We start from the raw sequence: 21458 nt of genomic DNA, 5'->3' as shown, positions 1-21458 counted from the left end.
TCATCTCCAGGTAAAATACAGCAAAAGTTGTGAAAAACCAACACCAGATATTCAGATATAATTAACAATGTTAAGTTTTGTACTTCAAACTAACCTACATTGAATAATACGGTAAAATTTTACAATTATTAACGGATGGTGTTATTAATGCCTAATAAAATTAATCATTTACATATTAAAAATTTTCGCTCCCTTGCTGATATTCATATTACACCTGATTCTCTTAATATTCTCTTTGGTCCCAATGGAGCAGGAAAATCAACATTTTTAGATACCATTTGGTTTATTAGAGATTGTGCAATTAGAGGTGTGGACTCTGCTGCTTCTTTTAGAGATCATGGTATTGGTATTCTTTGGGATGGAGCTAATACAACTGATAATATATTAATTTCCATAGAAGATGAATCAACTAAATATGAAGTCTTATTTGGCTTATCTGCTGGTAGGATAGAACCTTTTGTTGGTGAAAAATTAGTTAAGAAAATTAATAATGAATTACTAATTGATAGAACTATAGGTAGTGATAAAGCTATATTTTATCATCTTGGTATGGGACAAGATAAAACTACCATTACACTCAGAGAACCAGAAAAATTAGCCCTCACTAGCTACGTAGCTTTTGGGACAAGTGATATAGCTGCATTAGAGTTAGATAAATTGTTGCGTGCTGCTCGTTCCTATCATTTAAGAGGCGCTTCTTTATTTAATCTGAGAAGATCAGGTTCAGAATCAGAAGCAGGGGATAGATTACAAGATAGATGTGAAAATTTATGGTCTGTTTTGAGAAACTTACATGATAGAAGAGTAATTGATGAAAGGTATGATACTATCATCAATTTTATGAAAGAAAGTTTCCCTAGTTTTGATGGTTTATATTTTGAACAAACTGGAAGAAATGCTGTCTATGCCAACTTTTTAGATAGAAAAAGACGCAAACCAATTCAAGCATCAGGAGTATCTGATGGACATATTCAAATGTTAATTAATCTCGCTGCTTTATTTTCTGAAAAACCTAATGGTTATTCATTAATTTTATTAGATGAACCTGATATATCTTTACATCCTTGGGCGTTAGCAGTGTTAGCTAAAGCGGTTAAACTGGCTACCGAAAAATGGAATAAACAGGTTTTTATATCAACCCATTCTCCTGTATTAATTAGTCAGTTTGCACCAGAACATATATGGGCGATGGAACTTGATGAAAATGGACAAACTATGATGAAACGGGTTAGCGAAATAGAAGAAATACAAGATTTATTAGAAGATTATGCCACAGGTTCTTTGTATATGGCTGAAGCTATAGCACCTCAAAGTAAAGCTTTTACTGAGGAGTTAAAATAATGAATCAGGAAAATATTGATAATAACCAACCTTGCTATTTTTTTGAATTTGGATTATTTGTAACAGGAGAAACTGAAGAACAGCACCTACCAGATTTATTTAGAAGTTTCATGGAAACTGGTATATGTACATTTAAAGTTATACGTCGTATCGGACAACTTAACCCGATAACTTCCCAGAAAAAGAATTTAAAAATGGTGGGTACTGGTAAAATTATTCCTGATAAAGATGCAGAAAAGATAGGTTTTCCAGCTAGAGAATATTTAGCGGAAAATCCATGTAGATATGTATTAGTAGTAGATGATTTAGAAAATGATAGAGTCAGTCAAGCAGAACTAATTTTTCAAAGATATCACAATGCTTTAGACACCATATTAAAAGATAAAAAACATCGCGCTGCTTTTCATTTTTTGGTAAACATGATAGAAACTTATTATTTTGCTGATGCACAAGCTATTAATACAGTTTTAGGAACTTCTTTAGAAGATCATCCAGAAGATGTAGAAAAAATTCCCCATCCTAAAAATATATTAAAAAAGTTATACCCTGGATTTAATGAAAAACAAGATGGAGGGAAAATAGTCAAGCTATTGAGATTTGAACATATTTTATCTCGTCCTGATACTTGTGCATCATTGAGAACTCTATTTTATTGGTGTTATAAAGTTTTGCAAAAACACCCACAACCAGATATTTTAGAATATATTTTAGAATTATTTCCTGTAGAACAGTATCACTTTCATGATGGTATTTTAAGTGATATTACAAAACAGCAATTAGAAGATATTGAATAAAAAAATAGAAATTTACAGCACTTTGCGTAACGTTTAGGTACAAAAACATAAGACAGAATTATTACATCAAGCTAGAAAATAGGATATGAACTGTACTAGATAGACGTGCAAAGTGCTGTATATCAAAATATAAACTCAGCGTCAATTGTTCATCAATACTTTCTAATTCTGATACTAAATCAAGTTATTTAAGCGAATGAAATTATATACAATACTGATTATAGTATAAAGTACACAAGAAATTTATATGCCAGAACAACCTAGATTGACTTACAGCGATAAAGCAATCAGTATTGTTGGGTTTTCTCAACCCAACCTACGGATGTTGCAGTGTCAGTATATCCTACCTTAAAATAGAAACTACTAACAATTGCCCAAATTATGATTAACCCACAAATTTTAGAAGCTATTAAACAAATGCCTAATGTTGAAAGACTAGAGATAATTGAATTTGCCTTAAAACTCATGCGTGAAGAAATGCAAAATCCTCAAAAACTGAGCTTAACTGCTGCTGCGGAAATGATGCGTTCCTATTATGAAACAGAAAGCAGTTTAACAGAATTTGTTGATACTTGTAATGAAGATTTTTATTGACCCTTTCTTTTAACAGGAGTTAACCATGACCATTTCCTTAGATAAAATCACCTACAGTCAATTATTAGTAGAATATCAACCCAAAATTATCACCACAGAAGCAGAATATGATCAAGCATTAGAAACTGTAGAAAAATTAATAGCTAATAAACAGCGTACACCAGAACAAACTGCGATTTTACAATTATTAGTTACTCTCATTGAAGAATTTGAAAATAAACACTATCCTCTTGAACCATCATCACCCCACGCAATGCTAGAACATTTAATGGATGCTAGGGGAATTAAACAATCTGATTTAGTAGGAATTATTGGTTCTAAAGGTGTAGTTTCTGAAGTTGTAAATAGAAAAAGAGCTATTAGTAAAGCTCAAGCTAAAGCATTAGGAGAATTGTTTAATGTTTCTCCAGCATTGTTTATTTAATGACACGGCATTATTTACAAGTTAAACCCGCCATAAGTCTCACACTAATAGATCAAGTGTTGAGATTAATGACGGGTTTCTCTATCGGCTTCAAGGTACTGCTAATAACTACAAAAAAACCTAAACCTTAACTGGCTGTTTGACGGTTTCTGTCGCCTGATAAGGATGAGAATTGTTAATAGGTTGTGGTCCTAAGAAAGCTTCCTTACCTGTAATCAATCGAGAACGACGATTACGAGTAATATAATTCCATGCCCACTGAATTACCACTACCATCTTAGTATCAAACTCAATTAAGAAATAGATGTGAATTACTAGCCAAAATACCCAAGCAATAAAACCTGTAAGTTTCAGAAAACCTAAATCTACTACCGCTAAATTTTGCCCAATCATTGCTAAACTACCAACATCGGTGTAATGAAATGGTGGCAAAGTATGACCATGAAGCCGTAGTAAAATCAACCCAGCAACATATTCTCCTTGTTGTTTAGCTACAGGTGCAACACCGGGTAAAGGTTTACCAGTTTGATGGGAGAAATTAGCTAAATCTCCAATCACAAAAATGTTTTTGTAACCTTTAACAGTTAAGTCTGGTTCTACAACTACTCTACCAGAGCGATCGCATTCTACACCTGTACGATCCGCTAAAACTTTTGCCATTCCAGATGCTTCCACACCAGCTGCCCATAATACAGTTTTGGCGCTAACTTGTTTTACTTTATCACCTTGTTTGAAAGTAACAACTTCATTTTCAATATTTGTTACCCTGGTTTGGGTTTGAACCATCACACCCAATTTTTGTAAAGATTCTGTTGCTGATTGCGATAATTCTGGTGAAATATGAGGAAGAATGCGATCGCCACCTTGCAATAATAAAATTTTCGCTTCTGAAGTGTCGATATTGCGGAAATCTTCTTGCAGGGTTTTATATGCCAACTCAGCGATCGCACCCGCTAATTCTACCCCAGTAGGACCACCACCCACAATCACAAAAGTCAACAAAGCACGGCGTTTTTCAGGGTCAGTTTCATTTTCTGCTGCTTCAAATGCAGAAAAAATCCGCCGACGCATTTCTATCGCATCTTCTACAGTTTTCAAACCAGGAGCTAAGTCTTTCCAATTATCTTTCCCAAAATAAGAATGGTTAGCACCTGTAGCCACAATTAAAGTATCATAAGGTACGATTTTATCACCCACAAATACCTTTTGTGTCTTCGGATCAATATTATTTACTTCTCCCAGCAAAACTTTTGTATTTTTACTTTTTCTGAGAACAGCACGCAAAGGAGAAGAAATATCAGCAGGAGATAATGTACCAGTGGCAACTTGATATAAAAGAGGCTGAAATAAGTGAAAGTTCCGTTTATCAATGAGAGTAACTTTTACATTTCTATTAGCAAGAGATTTTGCCGCATACAGTCCACCAAAACCACCACCAATGATGACAACCTCATGTTGTTTATTCTTTTCAAGTGAAACAACCATAAGAAAATATTCCCTTTTGTTAACAAGCGTGTAACTTTTCTTAACAAATATGTAACAAAGTTATAAGATAGTTTGCCGTTTCTTAGAAAACACTTGACAAAATAATAAAAGTAGTTAAAGTAACTAAATTTGTAATAATTCACTATTCAGTATTCAGGAGTTTTTTATTTTGGATTTTGGATTTTGGATTTTGGATTTTGGATTGTTTTTGTTAAGTAAGTCGGTCTGAAAAAACGGATGTATGTAACAAAATATAAACTTGCTAAAAGTCTCTTCCCTCTTGCATGAGTGCCTCTTGCCTCTTGCCTTGCCACAACGATAATTTTTAACGCCTACCTACTTAACTCCAATCTAAAATCTAAAATCTAAAATCTAAAATTTTCTTCCCCAGTCCCCACTCCCTGCCAATACCTAACTCCCAGTTCCTTCACTGGGTGGTAATTTTTCCGGTGGTGCTTCTGCTGGGGGAGCAAGTACAGCATCTGGGGCGACTTCCTCAACAGAAATAGGTGGTTTTTCCTCGGTTTCCTCTTGCGCTTGTGCGACTAACTCAGGAGTCGGAGGAGTTGGAGGTGTCACTTCTGAAACAGTTTTAATTTTAGTTTCAGTTTCACCTTGAGAAATAACTTCTTCACTCACCTGTGCAACTTCTGGTGTTTCTGTCTCAGTCACAGCAGAAACAGTCTCACCCTCAAAAATAACTTCCTCAGTTACTTCTGCTGTTGATGCAGCCGTTTCAGGTGCGGGAACAGTTACCGCTTGCGTTGCAGATGTTGTTTGGCTTGGTTGTTCTGCAACAAGAGTAGTCTGATCAACAATTGTCACAACAGGTTTTTCTGGAGGTGCAACGGGTTTTTTACTCCCAGTCTGCTGTACCTTACCTTTAACACCACTAAAAACATTAGCAATTAACGATGATAACTGTCCCAGCTTTTCCTGTAAAGAAAACTTAGATACCTGTTCTTGAATACTCACTTTAACTAACTCAGGACTGGGAACAGGTGTTTGTTGTACCTCTGGTGTAAGTTGACGACGCAGAGAAAGAGTTTGCCAACCAAACCACACCAAAAGCGCCACACTAGCTATATGACCCAGTAATAAACCCCCTGTAATGCGTGATGCAAAAATCCATAACACCAAAGCGTAAAATAAACCCACACCACTCCAAATAAAATCATTCTTGCGGTGAATTTCCGGGAAAAAGAAAGCAGCTATGTAAATAGCTACACTGCCAATTCCCACTACTAACGCTAGGATATAGGCGAGCATTTTTTAAACTCCTTACAGTTTCTCATCTGCCGTATTTCCATTTTGCGAATTTTGTTATTGATTTGTCATTGAATTGTTGACTCAGATACAAATCAAAACCAATTCTTGGTGTTAGATGTGATTTTTGCCATTTACCTCAACTCTTAATGTCTTCTTTAGGAGTGAACCCAAAATCTCGGATTACCCTTAAAGATGAAAGCATCTGCAAGAGTTAGCCAAACCCAAAAAACATTTGAACTATGACACTACAAAGCTTTGGTGTGATTGGATTAGCCGTTATGGGCGAAAATATCGCTCTAAACGTTGAGCGTAATGGCTTCCCAATTGCAGTTTACAACCGTTCCCGTGAAAAAACCGATGCCTTCATGGCCAACCGTGCTGGAGGACGGAATGTTAAAGCAGCTTATACCCTGGAAGAATTTGTCGCTGCATTAGAACGTCCCCGCAAAATCTTAGTCATGGTGCAAGCTGGTAAACCTGTTGATGCGGTAATTCAACAGCTTAAACCCTTACTGCAAGAAGGTGACATCATTATTGATGGTGGTAACTCTTGGTTTGAAGATACCGAAAGACGCACTCAAGAATTAGAACCCACTGGTTTACGCTATATCGGTATGGGTGTGAGTGGTGGTGAAGAAGGCGCGTTAAATGGTCCTTCTCTCATGCCCGGTGGTACAAAAAGCTCTTATGAGTATCTATCCCCCATTTTCAACAGAATCGCTGCACAAGTTGATGATGGTCCCTGTGTTACCTATATTGGACCTGGTGGATCTGGTCACTATGTAAAAATGGTTCACAACGGCATTGAGTACGGCGATATGCAGTTAATTGCAGAAGCTTACGATTTGCTGAAAAATGTCGGTGGTTTAAATGCTGCACAGCTACATCAAGTATTTGCAGAGTGGAATAAAACCGACGAACTCAATTCATTTTTGATTGAGATTACCGCGAATATTTTCCCCTACGTTGATCCAGAAACCAAGATACCTTTGGTTGATTTAATTGTGGACGCTGCGGGACAAAAAGGAACTGGTCGTTGGACTGTACAAACTGCTTTGGAATTAGGCGTTGCTATTCCTACAATTACTGCTGCTGTTAATTCCCGGATTCTTTCTTCAATTAGAGAAGAACGGATTGCCGCATCTCAACAATTAACTGGTCCTGCTCCCACAATCTTTAAAGATACAAAAACTTTTGTGAACATGGTGCGGGATGCACTTTATTGTTCCAAAATCTGTTCTTATGCTCAAGGTATGGCGTTAATTTCTACCGCTTCTCAAGCCTATAATTGGGGTCTGAATTTGGGTGAAATGGCTCGAATTTGGAAAGGTGGTTGTATTATTCGCGCTGGTTTCTTGAATAAGATTAAGAAAGCATTTGACGAAAATCCAGCATTACCTAACTTATTGTTAGCACCTGAATTTAAGCAAACAATTCTGGATAGACAAGCTGCTTGGCGGGAAATTATTGTGACTGCTGCTAAAATGGGAATTCCTGTTCCTGCTTTTAGTGCTTCTCTCGATTATTTTGATAGCTACCGTCGCGCTCGTTTACCTCAAAACTTGACTCAAGCACAACGGGATTACTTCGGCGCTCATACTTACAAACGTATTGATAAGGAAGGAACTTTCCATACTGAGTGGGTCCCCATTGCTGAAGCTAAGAAGTAAGTTGTTTTTAGTTAGTTACCATTGATTTTAGGGGCGGGTTTTCCCGCCCTTGATTGTTAGATTAATATTGAGTATGATGTATCATAAGTTGATTACTGGGTTATTGCTAATAATCTCTAGAAACCTAACCCCCCTTCCCTACAAGGTAATGGGAGTTTCAAAGCCTCTCCCCGAAGCGGGGAGAGGTTTGGAGAGGGGTTTATTTGTACATTAAAAACTTTTCAAACATCCTCTAAAACCTGATTTTATCAATTGATAATTGACAATTGTTTCCTGTTGTCTGAATTATGAATTGCTTTCCAAGCTCTTTTCAAAACTTTCTTAGTAGATAATGAAAAATCGCCTTTATTCATCATCCAGTCGTAATAACCGGGATCTTTGGAAAAAACTTCTAACAAACTCTGACCTTTATATTTACCAAAGTTAAACAAAATAGCTTGCTTCTGTTCATCATAAATCAATTTATTACTAGGATCTAAAAAATTAAATGTAGTCAGTTGACTTAAAACTTTAATATCATTAGTAATTGGTACAGGAACAGGAGAACCATCATTACTATATTCTACATTTTCATAACGTTGAATTTGTGCTTTAAAAACTTGATAGGTAGCACGAATATCAACTGCTGCATCATGCGCTCCTTCTAAATCTTGACCACAATAAAACCTATAAGCTGCTCTTAAATTGCGTCTTTCCATTGTGTGAAAAATACTTTGCACATCTACTAAATTTCTACCTGATAATTTTAAACAAAGTCCTGCACGTAAAAATTCTTCTACCAGCAGAGGAATATCAAATTTATTGGAATTAAAACCAGCCAAGTCACTATCATCAAGGAAATTTAAATAGTCAACAGCAATTTCTGAAAATGTCGGCGCATCTTTTACATCTTCATCATAAATTCCATGTACTAATGAAACAGTAGGAGGAATAGGAATTGTGGGATTAATTATCTGGTTTTTAAGTTCTTCCCTTCCATCGGGAAATACTTTGAGGATAGCAATTTGTACAATTCTATCTTTGATGATATCTACTCCTGTGGTTTCTAAATCAATAAACGCCAGTGGTTTTAATAAGTTAAGTTTCATAAGGATTTGGGATTCTATATAATTGGTGTGTAACTTGACAAATAGATTATACGCAATTTGCACTCCCACTAGAAAACTAATTAGAAAATAATTATATCACATTCCGTTATAATGAAGATCATAGTTTACCAGGTTGTGAAGTTTTCAAAATATGAGTAATGAAGATAAAGCAAGGATGGATAAAATGGAAAATCAGCTTATTGATATGCGATTAGCGGTAAGTGCTTTATTGGAAACTACGGCTGTTTATCAGCGTAATTTTGATACGATTCAGCGTAATTTTGAAATGGTGATTGCAGAAATTAGAGATATGCGTTCTGATATGGTGCAAATGCAGTCTGAGATTAGAGAAATACAGATGGATGTGCGGGGTTTGCAAACTGAAAATCGGCGGATTCTTGATATTTTACAAAATCGTCCTCCTGAACAGGAATCTTAATTTTCACTTACTTTTAAATATGTATTTTTAGATCCCTGACTGATTAAATTAGTTGGGGATCTTTTTGATCACAAATCATATAACTCTTTAAACCAATTAATAAACCCCTGCACTTTAGGATTGTTGGGATTTAAAATATTATATTTGATAGCTTGATGTATTTGTCTACCTGGTTTATTTTGCCATGCTAACCAGGTGTAAATTTCTGCTTTATCAATATAAGATTCTTTAAATGTTGCACCTTTATTTTTTGCTTCTCTGACTACTTCCTGTGCATATTCCCAAAGATGTTCTCCCTGTTCTGGAATCATATAACCTAAAAATGTTTCTAACATTCCTTCTATGATATTATTGGGCATAATCCAAACACCAAATTTTTGATTATCTGGTGTATTAATAATTAACCCATTTTCTGGTATAGTTTCAGGAAGATGAGGAATATTTGGTAAACAAGCATTTCTGATACTTTGCCAACGTAAAAACGCATCATCATCAGCATCTACCATTAAACCTAAATGTGTACGTCCTCTAGTTTGCAATTCTGTATATATGAGATCATAAGTAATATTTTCATAACCTCCACATTCTTGAATTGATATAATTGCTTCTTCTTTCTTATTACCCCAAAAAATCCCATTTTTTTCAATTAATTCGGGTATTACTCGTAAATCATCTTGACCTTCAACTAATAATTTTTTAGGTTTATAATTTTTTGCCATTGCTAACGTACCTCCAGTTCTCTTTCCGCAGCAATGACAATTTGAGATTCATTGAAAACTATACTTTTTGATTTATCTTTTTCAATTCTATGAATCCTGATACCATCATCTGTGACATTTTCTTGCTTGGCAATTTCGGCTAAACTTTTCCAACAATCGCTATTATGGGTAGTTGCAAAAACCTGGACATTTAATTTTTTGGCTGTATCCCAAATCATTTTCCACATATCAGACATTGCAGTAAAATGAAGTCCAGTATCAATTTCATCTACAAATAAATAACCATTTTTTACTGATACTATTGCTAATGCGAGTCCTAAAATTCGCCAAATTCCATCTCCCATACTGCCAATTGGTACACGCTGTTGTTTATCACTTAGAAGTAAAACAAAACCAGTGCGTGAATATGGTGAATATCTTAATCTTTGAGGATTAACTACAGCAATTCGTTGAATTTTGGAATCTATTTTATTAAGTGTTTCTTCAATAATTTTTTCATCAGGTGTTAGTACCACTTGATTAAATAACTCTATCATTTGATCTGTTTTTAAAGATGATGATGTAATAAATAGTGTTTTTGGTGGTGGGTTTTTAGTATTTGTGCGAAATTTACGTATATGATATACAGGAAGTCCAGCATGAGATGATAAAGGTAATATGAAAGTTTCATTTTCTGATTCAGGAGTCCAAGAAACTTTAAATTGAAGTTCTTGTAGTTCATCTGGTATTTTTGATAATTCTATGGATAAAGTCAGTTGATTTTGATGATGATCTATGATAGATAATTGACTTCCTGGTTCAATTTCGTGACCATAAAACAAGTGACGAATATCAAGTTCTCCATCTCTTACAATTTCACCTTCTCTCCTCAATTCATCATCATAAGAATATTCACTACGTTGATTCATTGTTTCACGCAGTATTTCTAAATTACACCGTGAGCAGAAAAGTTGAATAGCTTCTAATATAGAAGTTTTGCCGCTATTATTTTCACCAACTAATAAGTTAATTCTTCCTAGTTGTTGAAGTTCTAAGGATTTGAAGCAGCGAAAGTTCTCTATTTTTATACTTTTCAGCATAGTTTTAAATATGAATGATAATAGAGAAATAATGACTAAGTTGATTATATCATATTCCTGAATTATTCAATAATTCGACGATATAAATGGAAAGTTTGATGAAATTTATATCATTTTATTCAGCCCGCCAAGCAGCATAAGCTAATGCTTCATAAATATCCCCTTCTTCCAGGTAAGGATAGGCTTTGAGAATGTCATTTAAACTATGTCCAGATGCCATTAAACCAACGATAGTACCAACGGTGACACGCATTCCTCGGATGCAGGGTTTACCATCCATTACTTCAGGGTTGCGGGTAATTCTTGTAAGTTTTTGCATGGTTAATATGATGGGGAAATTCTCGAATAAATTTATAATTAGAATTATAGTTTACCAGATTGTATATCTGAAAAATGAAAACAAAAATAATTGAATATGCAGTAATTTATGAATGTGGTGATAAAAACTGGGGTGCTTATGTTCCAGATTTACCGGGATGTGTTGCTTGTGGTGATACCTTACAAGAAACAGAAGAACTAATTAAAGAAGCTATAGAATTGTATTTGGAAGTATTGAAAGAAGATGGAAAACCTATACCTAAACCTTCTACAGAAGTTGGTAAAGTTGCAGTGAATATACAGCAATTTTGGAGTAAATGAGGTACACCAATTTTGGAGGATAGTTTTAAAACTTGAAGTTCAATCGGTTACTGTACCTCATCAACCTCGAAACTGCTGTATAAATAAAATATAATCATTTCAGTATAGGAATAACTCTAGGAAATAAAGTGGTTTCTTTAATACTATTATGCTTAATAAAATTTTCTACAATTGCTTGAATTACGGTGACTGTCACAGCATTACCAAACTGTTTATATGCTGCATTATCGTTAGGATGGAGAATATAAGAATCTGGAAAACCTTGTAATCTTGCACATTCACGAGGGGTTATTCTTCTCGGTTTCCCATTTTGGACTACACCCAATTTATTAGCATCTGATGATGTTAGGGTTATAGAAATACTTTCAGGATCAAGAAATTTAAACACCTCAAAAGACATATTTCCGCTGACAGGATTATATTTTCCATTTATTTCTTTAAGATATTTTTTCTCAATCAGTGAATAAATAATATTTTCGATATTCTCATGATCAAAAAATGTTTTAATTTGTTCTATCGTTAAACTTTTACCATCTTGATGTTCACCAAATTCTTTATGTCTTCTATGTGATATTAAAGCAGTCATAAAATCACGTTCATCTCTGGTACATTTTCCTTTAATACCTAAATCCCAAGAATGGATAGAATTGCCACCACGAAAATCAATTAGACGAACACCATGAAGTTTTTCAAATTCACCATCAACAGCATCAAATAGTTGTTGTTCAAATTTTTTAGAAAGATAATAATTATCTGAAACTTTGTCTTCCAGAATATCTTTAACCTTAACAACTGAATAAATATCACTAAAAAGACTCAGTTGATATAGTTTTTCCTTAAAACTATGGGAGTCAATAGCACCTCTATCTGAATTAAGTGTAATTTTTGGTTTTTTTCCAAGTAATCCAATTATATATATACGGACACGATTTTGTGGTACACCAAAGTTACTACTGTTAAGTAAAAGATAATGAATACCATAACCAAGATTTTCTAATGAATTAATAATTGTTTTAAATGTTCTTCCCTGATCATGTGTCGTTAAACCACGAACATTTTCCAGGATGAAAGCCTGTGGTTGATAAATTTTCAGGAGTCTTTCAATTTCAAAAAATAGTGTACCTCTTGTATCTCCAAAACCTTGTTGTTTACCTGCATAAGAGAAAGGTTGGCAGGGAAAGCCAGCAAGCATAAAATCAAATTCAGGTATAATATTAATTTCTCTAATGTCTCCTGTAGGTTGATCATTAAAGTTTAGTTTATAAGTTTCAATAGCTTTTTTATCAATTTCCGAGCTAAGTACACATTGAGATTTTATTCCCAAAGAATCACACGCTTGCTGAAAACCAAGTCTCATTCCACCAATACCTGCAAAAAGATCAATAAAACGAATCATGACAAACTCTCATGTAAAAAATCAATTAAAACATCAAACTCACTATCAGAATAAGCAATTGTGCAATCACTATACAAACAAATTTGAGAGATAGCCGCAGAACGTTCAAAATTTCCAGCCCCATCAATGACATAGGCTATTTTATAACCCGCATTTTTCATCAGAGTTTGCCTTTCAGATGCCTGTGCTGCTTTTCTTTCTATTGTGCTATTGGTTGTTACTTGAAAACTGATTTCAATACCCACTTTTTTACCTGCTTTTGTGACAACTATATCAAAAGGTATTCCAGTTTTTTTAGCATAACCTGGTAAAATAATTGACCCATTGCTGGTAATTTCAAATTCACTTCCCAATTTTTCTTTGAGGTACTCAACTATATAACGTTGTGCTAATTGTCCTAAAGAATTAGCATTAGCTCCCCCAGTTATGCGACTAACCACTATATATATTTGCTTTATATGATGCTCTAATGCAATTTCATCACCAAGTAAAGAACCCAAAATACAGACATCTAAGCCAGCATAGTCTGAAACTTCAGATGTACTGGCATAAAGTAAAATCATAGTCATATCACGTTTAAGACTGTCAAAAGGTTTCTCGGATTGCAACCCTTCTCCATCAATATTAAGCTTTTTATTATCTAATATGCCTTTAACGGGCATAGATTCAAACACATATTGATAATTTCTCCCTCTCCAGACATAATCCATGATTGGTTTACCTGTCTGATCTTTTTTAGTAAAAATATTTGTGAAACTTTTTCCTAGCTTTTTCATCGGTTCACCACCATAGTCTGAAATGACAACCAAGTGCTTTAGGAATAAGTTTGCTGGAAATTTCGCTGCTTCTACAAGGTCGAAAATTTGTGTAGGATTTTTTTTGCTCAATTGTAAAATGGAAATGAAATCATCTTGGGTTTCCAGTAATCTAGGAATAATGCTGACCGTAGCATTTTTATCCTTGAGATTTGTAGGCCACCACATTGCGGCGTAAGACTGTAATGTCTTGATGTCTCTAGCGTAATTTGGCATATAATAATTTTTTACGGTAAGTTTTATATTTTATGCAATTCAATGTAGATAAAAATTAAGAAGTCAGTTTATTTAACAATTGTTTACAACTTCACATAAAATCTTGATAATGATGTAGAGACGCTACAGAAAACGCCTCTACATTATTCTTTAAACTCCTATTTCAACCCTGCTAATAAATCATTTTTCGCAGTTTCCAAAGCTTGCGGTAACTTACTTGCATCCCTTCCCCCAGCTTGCGCGAGATTGGGTTTTCCACCACCACCACCACCACAAATTTTAGCTACAGCACCTACAAATTTACCCGCTTGTAATCCTTTTTTATTCACTTGGGAACTAAAAGCAGCAACAATACTTACCTTTCCCTCTTCAGGAATAGAACCTAAAACCACAGCACCATTACCAATTTTTTGCAGTAATCTTTCTGCGGCATCTTTTAATGATTCTGCGTCAACATCTTCCAGTTGAGAAACAATAATTTTATGTTCTCCCAGTGTTTCCGCAGTTGTTAATAAACTGTCAGATTTAACTATTGCAAGTTGTGATTTTAGGGTTTGAATTGCTTTTTCGCTGTTGCGGAGTTCGGTTTGTAAAGTTGTGATTCTGTCGGGTATTTCTTCCGGTTTGATTTTAAAGCGGAAACACAAATCTTTAGTAACTTGATCTCGCACATTCAAATAATCTAAAACCGATGCACCAGATACCGCTTCTATTCTTCTCACTCCTGAAGAAACTCCCGCTTCAGAAATGATTTTGAAAACGCCAATTTCCGCAGTATTATTAACATGAGTTCCCCCACATAATTCCATTGAAACACCAGGGAAATCAATTACTCGTACTTCATCACCGTATTTTTCACCAAACATTGCGATCGCACCTCTAGCTTTTGCTTCTGCTAAAGGTAATACTTCTATTTTGGCTGAATGCGCTTCAGAAATCCAACTATTTACTAATTCTTCAACTTGTTGAACTTCATCCGCAGTTAAAGCGCGAGGACAGTTAAAATCAAACCGCAAGCTATCAAAAGAAACTAATGATCCAGCTTGGGAAATTCCCTCATCAACAACTTTCTTTAATGCAGCTTGTAATAAATGAGTTGCTGTATGATTAGCTTGAGCGCGACGACGACAAGCGGTATCAATTTGGGCGGTTACATCGTCACCAATTCTAATTGTACCACGTTCAATTTTACCAAAGTGAACAAAGAAATCAGATTCTTTTTTCACATCTTCAATTCTGATTAAAATTCCATCACCGGAAATATAACCTTTATCTCCGATTTGTCCCCCAGATTCCGCATAAAATGGGGTTTTATCCAGAACTATTTGTACTTCTGTTCCTGCTTCCGCTTCTTCTTGGGAAATACCATTAACTAACAATACTTCAATTTTTGCTGTTATTGCTAATTGAGTATATCCTATAAACTCTGTAGAATGGATATGTTCTGCAAGTTTATCTAAAGAACCTTGTACAGTTAAATCAATGGTTTCGTGTGCTGCTTTTGCACGTTCTACCTGTTTCTGCATTTCTGCTTTGAAACCATCAACATCAACTGTTAAATTCTGTTCTTCAGCGATTTCTTGTGTTAATTCTAATGGGAAACCGTAGGTATCATATAAGGTAAATGCACTTTCACCACTAATAGAAGTTAAACCTTTTTGTTTTACTTCTTGGATAATTTCCGCTAAGAGCTTTTCACCTCTTTCTAAGGTTTTCAAGAAATTAGCTTCTTCTCTTGCTAACTCTGCTTTAATAGATGCTTCCCTTTGTCGCAAACTGGGATAAACATTTTCAGAAAGAGAAATTGCGGTTTCTGCAACTTGGTTAATAAATTCCCCAGAAATTCCAATTAATCTTCCATGTCTGACAACGCGACGAATTAAACGCCGTAAAATGTAACCTCTACCCACATTAGAAGCACGAATTTGATCGGCGATCATGTTTACAACAGAACGAACATGATCACCAATGACTTTTAAAGAAACTTTGGTATTTTCATCACTTTGATGATAGTCAATTTTGGCAATTTTCGCCGCAGTTTCTACTAGGGGGAAAATCAAATCTGTTTCATAATTGTTAGGAACTTTTTGGAGAATTTGCGCCATTCTCTCTAAACCCATTCCGGTGTCAATGTTCTTATTTTGTAATGGGGTGAGATTTCCTTCTGTGTCCCGATTATATTGCATAAATACCAAGTTATAAAACTCGATAAATCGGGTATCATCTTCTAAATCAATGTGATCATCTCCTAATTCTGGGTGAAAATCATAATAAATTTCTGAACAAGGACCGCAGGGACCAGTGGGACCAGAAACCCAAAAATTATCATCTTCTCCCATGCGTTTAATGCGTTTTTCTGAAACTCCAATTTTATCTTTCCAGATGTTAAATGCTTCGTCGTCTTCTTCAAAAACGCTAACTACTAAACGTTCGGGAGGTAAACGAAAAACTTGGGTGGAAATTTCCCAACCCCAGGCGATCGCTTGTTCTTTAAAATAATCACCAAAGCTAAAATTACCTAACATCTCAAAAAATGTATGGTGGCGTTTTGTCCGTCCCACATTTTCGATATCATTGGTACGGATACATTTTTGAGATGTGGTAGCGCGTTTAAATTCCGGTGTGCGCTGTCCTAAAAATATCGGTTTAAATGGTAGCATCCCCGCTATGGTTAGCAGTACGGTGGGATCTTCTGGTACGAGGGATGCACTAGGAAGCGGTTGGTGTCCCCGTTGGGTGTAGAAGTCAAGGAATAAAGCGCGAATATCGTTACCGCTAAGATACTGGGGAGTTGATGACATGAGTGTTTACGAAATCAATTTTAATTAGTTGGTTAGGTTTGCGAAAACCATCATTACTATTTATTAGTTATGCCATAAAATTAGAGCTATAGTTAGCTTTCACCATCTTTTGTATAAAGTGTCCTATTGCTCCTTGGTATCAAATTAACATCTATTGAGATACTTTGATAATTTTTAAGTTAAAAAAATGCCTAAAAAAATCAGAGAATTAAAAAGCCTACTTAAAAAAGCTGGGTTTATTTACCGTTCAGCAAAAGGAAGTCATACTCGTTGGTATCATCCTTTATTACCAGAAGATCCTATTACTATTTCTGGAAAAGATGGAGATGATGCTAAACTATATATAGAAAAAGAAGTTAAGGAAAAATTAGCTAAATTAAAATCAATTCAAAAAGAGGAGTCAGAAGAATGAATTTACCATATACTATCATTATTCACTGGAGTAATGAAGATCAATGTTATTTAGTTCATTTACCTGAATTTCCTACTCAAAAATATCATACTCATGGTAACACTTATGAAGAAGCTGTGAAAAATGCTCAGGAAGTAATAGAAATGTTGGTTTCTGAATATCAAGAAGATGGTAAACCTTTACCTATTGCTAAATCTTTAGAACAATTACTTAATGTGGCTTAATTTATGCAATTAGAAAAGAGCTAAGATCCCGGACTTCTTTATTAAATCCTATCAATAAATAATGATTTCTTCATAGAAGTCGGGGATCTGAATTTTGAATTTTTAATCTATCTCAGGTTCAACACCTAAAGCACGCAATTGTGCAATTAATCTTTCTGTTTTTTGTCTTTCTTGATCTGCACGTTGTCTTTCAAATTCTGTGGGAGTTAATACCCAATTACCATTTTGATCATACCACCGCAACCAAGGCATATTCACATTTTTATAACTCCCTTCCCAAACTCCTAAACCTAATTCTATGCTGGGTATCCAGAACCGGTAATTTGTTAAAGTTGTTTCAGTATAGCGATCGCCATTTAATTGAAACATCCTAAATTCAGATTGATAACGATCAAAAATTGCGTAATAAGGTACTCTTAAAATCTGCTCGTAAATTTCCCATTTACCGGGTGGTTTTTCCACATCTCGCAATGTTTGACCTAAATCTTCTTTTTCTGTTCCTGGTGATAGTAATTCTACCACAATATAAGGATTAACCCCTTCTTGCCAAACTACATAACTTAATCTTAAATCTTGCTGTTCACCATATAAATATGGTACACCTAAAGCCGCAAACCAATCAGGACGTTTATACCACAAGGTATGACGAGAATCATAATACAAATTAATGTCACTGCCTGTAAATATTTCCTCCATCTTATAATTAGCAGGAGCAAATGTTTCTGATAATAATTGTGGTTGTAATAAATGAAATTGATCTGGCAAACCTTTCTCCTCTGGATCTTCACTGGGTAGATCATACATTGTGGGTAATGTTTCTTTCGGGGAAAGTGGCGGATCTGTTTGATACATTTTTCCCTGTCCTCAATAGATAGTTTATATTTCTATATTTCTATATTTCTATTATGTCGCAATTTTACCAATTACCTTTTTACATTCTTCCACATCAACCCCTTTTCTCATTGCATTCACTAAACTTTGATATTTATCCCAATTTTCCTGGATCAAATTTTTCGCTTGCAGTAAATGAAATCTCTGTTTCTGTTCAAAAATTTTCTCCTCAAAACCCAAAGCTGTTAAAAATTGATTTAACCTAGCTTTATCATCTCCACCACCCTCAGCAGATTTAAAAACTAACATTTCTGCGGCTATTCCTGCCATCCAAATATTACCATATTTTTCTACCATTGAAACGCCTATTTTACCCCGTTCCAACTGTTGAGCAATTTCATTATCTTCTAATATTACTCCACCTTGTCCTGGTTGTCCTTTTCTCCATGCTTCCCACGCACTCAGGGTATAACCAGTTACGCTAATTCCTAATAAATGAGCTACTAAAAAATGTCCCGCTTCATGATGAATAATTCTCTCTTTATAAGTGGGAGAAAGTCGCGCTAACCAATCTAAAACTATTGTACCTCCCTTTCCTTGAAAACTGAAATTATCTAAAGTGGCAATTCCTAAAAATCCCAACATTGTTAAAGCTGGGATAGTGGGAGAGAGATTAATTAATGGACCTAATAAACTAGAAAGCGTCATTAGGAAAACAGAGATAGCAATAAGATTGATAGCGGTTTGATTCATGGGAAGTTTTTATTTAAATAAATTGTGTAAAGTTATCTTTCAAAGAGTGTAATATTAAAATTATATCACATATATCACATTCTATTTATATCCTACCCATTGCGTAACTTGAGACATTCCTTTCCAACCTAAAAATTTACCAATGGGTTCTGCACGTTGAATAGATATCCTGGTAAAATTCCCCCCGACTTTTTCATACCATTCAAATAATGTTTTTTCCCCTTCTAAGGTGACAACATTAGCTACCATTCTTCCCCCTATTTTTAAAGCATTCCAACAAATATCAAATAATCCTGGTGCGGTGACTCCTCCACCGATAAAAATAGCGTCAGGTGTGGGTAAATTTTGGATAACTTCTGGTGATTTTCCAGCAATAATTTGTAAATTAGGTGTACCTAAAGCTGCTGCATTATCAGCTATATAATTTAATCTTGTGGTATTCTGTTCAATGGCGATCGCCCCACATCTCATATTACTTCGCATCCATTCTATAGAAATAGAACCACAACCCGCCCCAATATCCCAAAGTAATTCGCCAGGTAAAGGTGCTAATGTTGATAATGTCACCGCCCTGACTTCTCGTTTTGTTAACTGTCCATCATGGTGAAAAGCATTATCAGGTAAACCAGGAAATCTTGATAAACCAGTTATTCCTAAATCTGCAATACATTCTACTGCAATTGTATTTAAAGATGCAATATCTCTTTCTTTACAACTATTAGCAACACCTGTGAAAATTCGTTCATTCATACCGCCCATTCTTTCTAAAACGGTAATTTTACTATTACCATAACCGCGTTTTGTTAATATTTCAGCAACAGTTTCCGGTGTATTTTTGCCTGCACTTAAAATTAATAATTTCGCACCAGAATAAATATAAGATTGCAGTAAAGAAACAGGACGACCGCATAAACTTAAAGTTTCTGTTTCTGTAAAGTTCCAACCTAACCGAGAACAAGCTAAACTAAAAGCGGAAGGTGAGGGAATAATAGTAATTTCATCAATAGGAATATGTTTAATAATAGTAGCACCCACACCATAACACATTGGATCGCCACTAGCTAAAATACATATTGATTTCCCTTCACCACGACGGTTTATAATTTCTTGAATAGAATTATTAAAAGGAGATTTCCAAGTGATTTTTTCCCTATAATCTTCAGGGGGTAACATAGCTAGATGACGTTCCCCACCGATGATAATTTGAACTTGGTTAAGAATAGAAATAGCGATGTTATTTAAACCATCAATTCCATCTTCACCGATGCCGATAATTGATAACCACTTTTGCATAATTCGTCATTATTATTTGAATTTCATTTAATCAATACTCCAGAGACTTTTTTTATGCTTCGAGTATGCCTTCACCTTAAGAGCCTTAATCGACAACACCACTGGCATCATGCCATACCAGTGAGTATGAATCAGGGGTATGGCAACGATTCAAGAAAAATTCCGCCATATTGCTTGAAACACTTATCCAGAGGTAATTGCAGTGATTCCAGAAGTCCTCTTATTTAACATCTAAAACTTTGCCTAGTTTACGTTATCATGGTAAGATTTATTCGTGCAAAATTATTTACTTTTAAATTTACCAGATGTCTATTCCTGAAATTACGCAAACTTTATTAGAGGCAAAGAAAGAGAAAGGTTTAAGCTTTGCTGATTTAGAAAAAATTCTGGGACTGGATGAAGTATACATTGCGGCTATATTCTACCGTCAAGCTAGTGCATCACCTGAAGAAGCTAAGTTATTAGTAGAAGCATTGGATTTAGCCCCCATCTATATCCAAGAATTGACCAAATATCCAGTCAAGGGATTGGGGCCTGTTGTCCCAACAGACCCACTGATTTACCGCTTCTATGAAATTATGCAGGTCTATGGCTTCCCGATCAAGGAAGTAATTCAAGAAAAGTTTGGTGATGGGATTATGAGTGCAATTGACTTTACCTTAGATGTAGAAAAAGAGGTAGACCCCAAAGGCGATCGCGTGAAAATTACCATGTCTGGTAAATTCCTACCGTACAAAAAGTGGTAGAGCTTGTCCTAAGTTGACAATTTCATAGACAAAACTATACTTATATTGACAAAAATCAATATATTTTCCGGAAAAAATCAACTACTTGATATATAATACGGTAATATCAAGTATTGAATTGAGACTATTGCCGACGCGAAAACCAAGCAATGATGGTGGTAGTCTTTTTCAGAAACTTAATTGGAACACAATCGCGTTGGGCTACAGCGTGAAAGTCTACAGAGGAATAACCGCTCCCATGCTCCCGTTGAAGTAGAAAGTAAAGTCTAGCTTTGTCTAGGTTTTATATAGCAGATTTACATAAATGGTTAGTAGCAGCCATCAAATCTACTCATCCTTGGTATTATCAAGTATCGAGGGCTTGCTGAATAAACATGAAAAGATTACAGGTAAAGGGTCTTAGCCTGCTGGAAGTTAAAAAAGTGCAAGC

Annotated in this window: 22 protein-coding genes; 10 read left to right on the top strand and 12 right to left on the bottom strand. The window is 35.1% G+C overall.

The genetic code is table 11. The annotated features are described in order from the left end of the window. Nucleotides 1–147 precede the first annotated feature (147 nt). From IQ237_RS03440 to IQ237_RS03425, 4 genes are all read left to right on the top strand, one after another. On the top strand, nt 148–1341 hold the full coding sequence (locus IQ237_RS03440) for an AAA family ATPase (RefSeq protein ID WP_194052337.1): 1194 nt from the start codon (nt 148–150) through the stop codon (nt 1339–1341). Beyond that, nucleotides 1341–2135 (top strand): DUF4276 family protein, encoded by a 795-nt coding sequence (locus IQ237_RS03435; protein ID WP_194052334.1) that lies wholly within the window; start codon nt 1341–1343, stop codon nt 2133–2135. Before IQ237_RS03440 ends, IQ237_RS03435 begins: the two co-directional genes overlap by 1 nt. A 381-nt stretch (nt 2136–2516) precedes the next feature. Then, nucleotides 2517–2729 (top strand): hypothetical protein, encoded by a 213-nt coding sequence (locus IQ237_RS03430; RefSeq protein ID WP_194052332.1) that lies wholly within the window; start codon nt 2517–2519, stop codon nt 2727–2729. A gap of 25 nt (nt 2730–2754) precedes the next feature. Then, complete coding sequence (locus tag IQ237_RS03425; protein WP_194052330.1) at nt 2755–3153, top strand: type II toxin-antitoxin system HigA family antitoxin; 399 nt, start codon at nt 2755–2757, stop codon at nt 3151–3153. 120 nt (nt 3154–3273) lie between these two features. Here the strand turns inward: IQ237_RS03425 and IQ237_RS03420 are convergent, their stop codons facing one another. Both IQ237_RS03420 and IQ237_RS03415 read right to left on the bottom strand, forming a co-directional pair. After that, the gene (locus tag IQ237_RS03420) at nt 3274–4638 is read right to left on the bottom strand and encodes an NAD(P)/FAD-dependent oxidoreductase (protein ID WP_194052328.1); all 1365 of its coding nucleotides are present in this window, start codon (nt 4636–4638) and stop codon (nt 3274–3276) included. A gap of 411 nt (nt 4639–5049) precedes the next feature. Continuing rightward, entirely contained in the window at nt 5050–5907 is an 858-nt protein-coding gene (locus tag IQ237_RS03415; protein WP_194052326.1) for a Ycf66 family protein, read from the bottom strand. 239 nt (nt 5908–6146) lie between these two features. On the opposite strand from IQ237_RS03415, the gene gndA reads away from it, so the two are divergent. Next, nucleotides 6147–7577 (top strand): NADP-dependent phosphogluconate dehydrogenase, encoded by a 1431-nt coding sequence (gene gndA / locus IQ237_RS03410; RefSeq protein WP_194052324.1) that lies wholly within the window; start codon nt 6147–6149, stop codon nt 7575–7577. 248 nt (nt 7578–7825) lie between these two features. Here the strand turns inward: gndA and IQ237_RS03405 are convergent, their stop codons facing one another. Beyond that, nucleotides 7826–8665 (bottom strand): 3'-5' exonuclease, encoded by an 840-nt coding sequence (locus IQ237_RS03405; protein WP_194052322.1) that lies wholly within the window; start codon nt 8663–8665, stop codon nt 7826–7828. Between the two features lie 151 nt (nt 8666–8816). On the opposite strand from IQ237_RS03405, the gene IQ237_RS03400 reads away from it, so the two are divergent. Further along, nucleotides 8817–9104 (top strand): hypothetical protein, encoded by a 288-nt coding sequence (locus tag IQ237_RS03400; protein WP_194052320.1) that lies wholly within the window; start codon nt 8817–8819, stop codon nt 9102–9104. A 68-nt stretch (nt 9105–9172) separates the two neighbouring features. Here IQ237_RS03400 and IQ237_RS03395 read toward each other — a convergent pair whose 3' ends face one another. The 3 genes from IQ237_RS03395 to IQ237_RS03385 form a co-directional block, all read right to left on the bottom strand. Continuing rightward, nucleotides 9173–9823, bottom strand: coding sequence for a DUF3226 domain-containing protein (locus IQ237_RS03395; RefSeq protein WP_194052318.1), 651 nt, complete (start codon nt 9821–9823; stop codon nt 9173–9175). A gap of 2 nt (nt 9824–9825) precedes the next feature. Further along, a complete protein-coding gene (locus tag IQ237_RS03390; RefSeq protein WP_194052316.1) occupies nt 9826–10902 on the bottom strand; it encodes an ATP/GTP-binding protein in 1077 nt (358 codons plus the stop codon). Between the two features lie 115 nt (nt 10903–11017). Further along, nucleotides 11018–11221 (bottom strand): DUF433 domain-containing protein, encoded by a 204-nt coding sequence (locus IQ237_RS03385; protein WP_194052314.1) that lies wholly within the window; start codon nt 11219–11221, stop codon nt 11018–11020. A gap of 74 nt (nt 11222–11295) precedes the next feature. Between IQ237_RS03385 and IQ237_RS03380 the strand changes: the two genes are divergently transcribed. After that, nucleotides 11296–11541: a type II toxin-antitoxin system HicB family antitoxin gene (locus IQ237_RS03380; RefSeq protein WP_228019605.1), complete on the top strand. Its 246-nt coding sequence runs from the start codon at nt 11296–11298 to the stop codon at nt 11539–11541. Nucleotides 11542–11635: 94 nt separating this feature from the next. Here the strand turns inward: IQ237_RS03380 and IQ237_RS03375 are convergent, their stop codons facing one another. The 3 genes from IQ237_RS03375 to alaS all read right to left on the bottom strand — a co-directional run bounded on the left by IQ237_RS03375 (nt 11636) and on the right by alaS (nt 16769). After that, nucleotides 11636–12937 carry a DNA cytosine methyltransferase gene (locus tag IQ237_RS03375; protein ID WP_194052312.1) on the bottom strand — a complete coding sequence of 434 codons (1302 nt, stop codon included), beginning with the start codon at nt 12935–12937 and terminating at the stop codon, nt 11636–11638. Then, complete coding sequence (locus IQ237_RS03370; protein WP_194052310.1) at nt 12934–13968, bottom strand: restriction endonuclease; 1035 nt, start codon at nt 13966–13968, stop codon at nt 12934–12936. The genes IQ237_RS03375 and IQ237_RS03370 overlap by 4 nt, the downstream gene beginning before the upstream one ends. A 158-nt stretch (nt 13969–14126) precedes the next feature. Continuing rightward, a complete protein-coding gene (gene alaS / locus IQ237_RS03365; protein ID WP_194052308.1) occupies nt 14127–16769 on the bottom strand; it encodes an alanine--tRNA ligase in 2643 nt (880 codons plus the stop codon). Between the two features lie 187 nt (nt 16770–16956). Here alaS and IQ237_RS03360 point away from each other — a divergent pair, with 187 nt between their 5' ends. Further along, nucleotides 16957–17181 (top strand): type II toxin-antitoxin system HicA family toxin, encoded by a 225-nt coding sequence (locus IQ237_RS03360; protein ID WP_194052306.1) that lies wholly within the window; start codon nt 16957–16959, stop codon nt 17179–17181. After that, nucleotides 17178–17405: a type II toxin-antitoxin system HicB family antitoxin gene (locus tag IQ237_RS03355; protein WP_194052304.1), complete on the top strand. Its 228-nt coding sequence runs from the start codon at nt 17178–17180 to the stop codon at nt 17403–17405. The genes IQ237_RS03360 and IQ237_RS03355 overlap by 4 nt, the downstream gene beginning before the upstream one ends. A 102-nt stretch (nt 17406–17507) precedes the next feature. Here the strand turns inward: IQ237_RS03355 and IQ237_RS03350 are convergent, their stop codons facing one another. From IQ237_RS03350 to cbiE, 3 genes are all read right to left on the bottom strand, one after another. Further along, nucleotides 17508–18257 carry a Uma2 family endonuclease gene (locus IQ237_RS03350; RefSeq protein WP_194052302.1) on the bottom strand — a complete coding sequence of 250 codons (750 nt, stop codon included), beginning with the start codon at nt 18255–18257 and terminating at the stop codon, nt 17508–17510. A gap of 51 nt (nt 18258–18308) precedes the next feature. Continuing rightward, nucleotides 18309–18989 (bottom strand): ATP-dependent Zn protease, encoded by a 681-nt coding sequence (locus tag IQ237_RS03345; protein ID WP_194052300.1) that lies wholly within the window; start codon nt 18987–18989, stop codon nt 18309–18311. Nucleotides 18990–19070: 81 nt separating this feature from the next. Further along, nucleotides 19071–20282, bottom strand: a complete 1212-nt coding sequence (cbiE, locus tag IQ237_RS03340) for a precorrin-6y C5,15-methyltransferase (decarboxylating) subunit CbiE (RefSeq protein WP_194052298.1) — start codon at nt 20280–20282, stop codon at nt 19071–19073. A gap of 305 nt (nt 20283–20587) precedes the next feature. Between cbiE and cynS the strand changes: the two genes are divergently transcribed. Beyond that, the gene (cynS, locus tag IQ237_RS03335) at nt 20588–21028 is read left to right on the top strand and encodes a cyanase (protein ID WP_015214273.1); all 441 of its coding nucleotides are present in this window, start codon (nt 20588–20590) and stop codon (nt 21026–21028) included. Nucleotides 21029–21458: the final 430 nt, after the last annotated feature.

The organism is Sphaerospermopsis sp. LEGE 08334, assembly GCF_015207205.1.
Lineage (GTDB): Bacteria > Cyanobacteriota > Cyanobacteriia > Cyanobacteriales > Nostocaceae > Sphaerospermopsis.
This window is presented reverse-complemented; position numbering and strand designations above follow the sequence as displayed.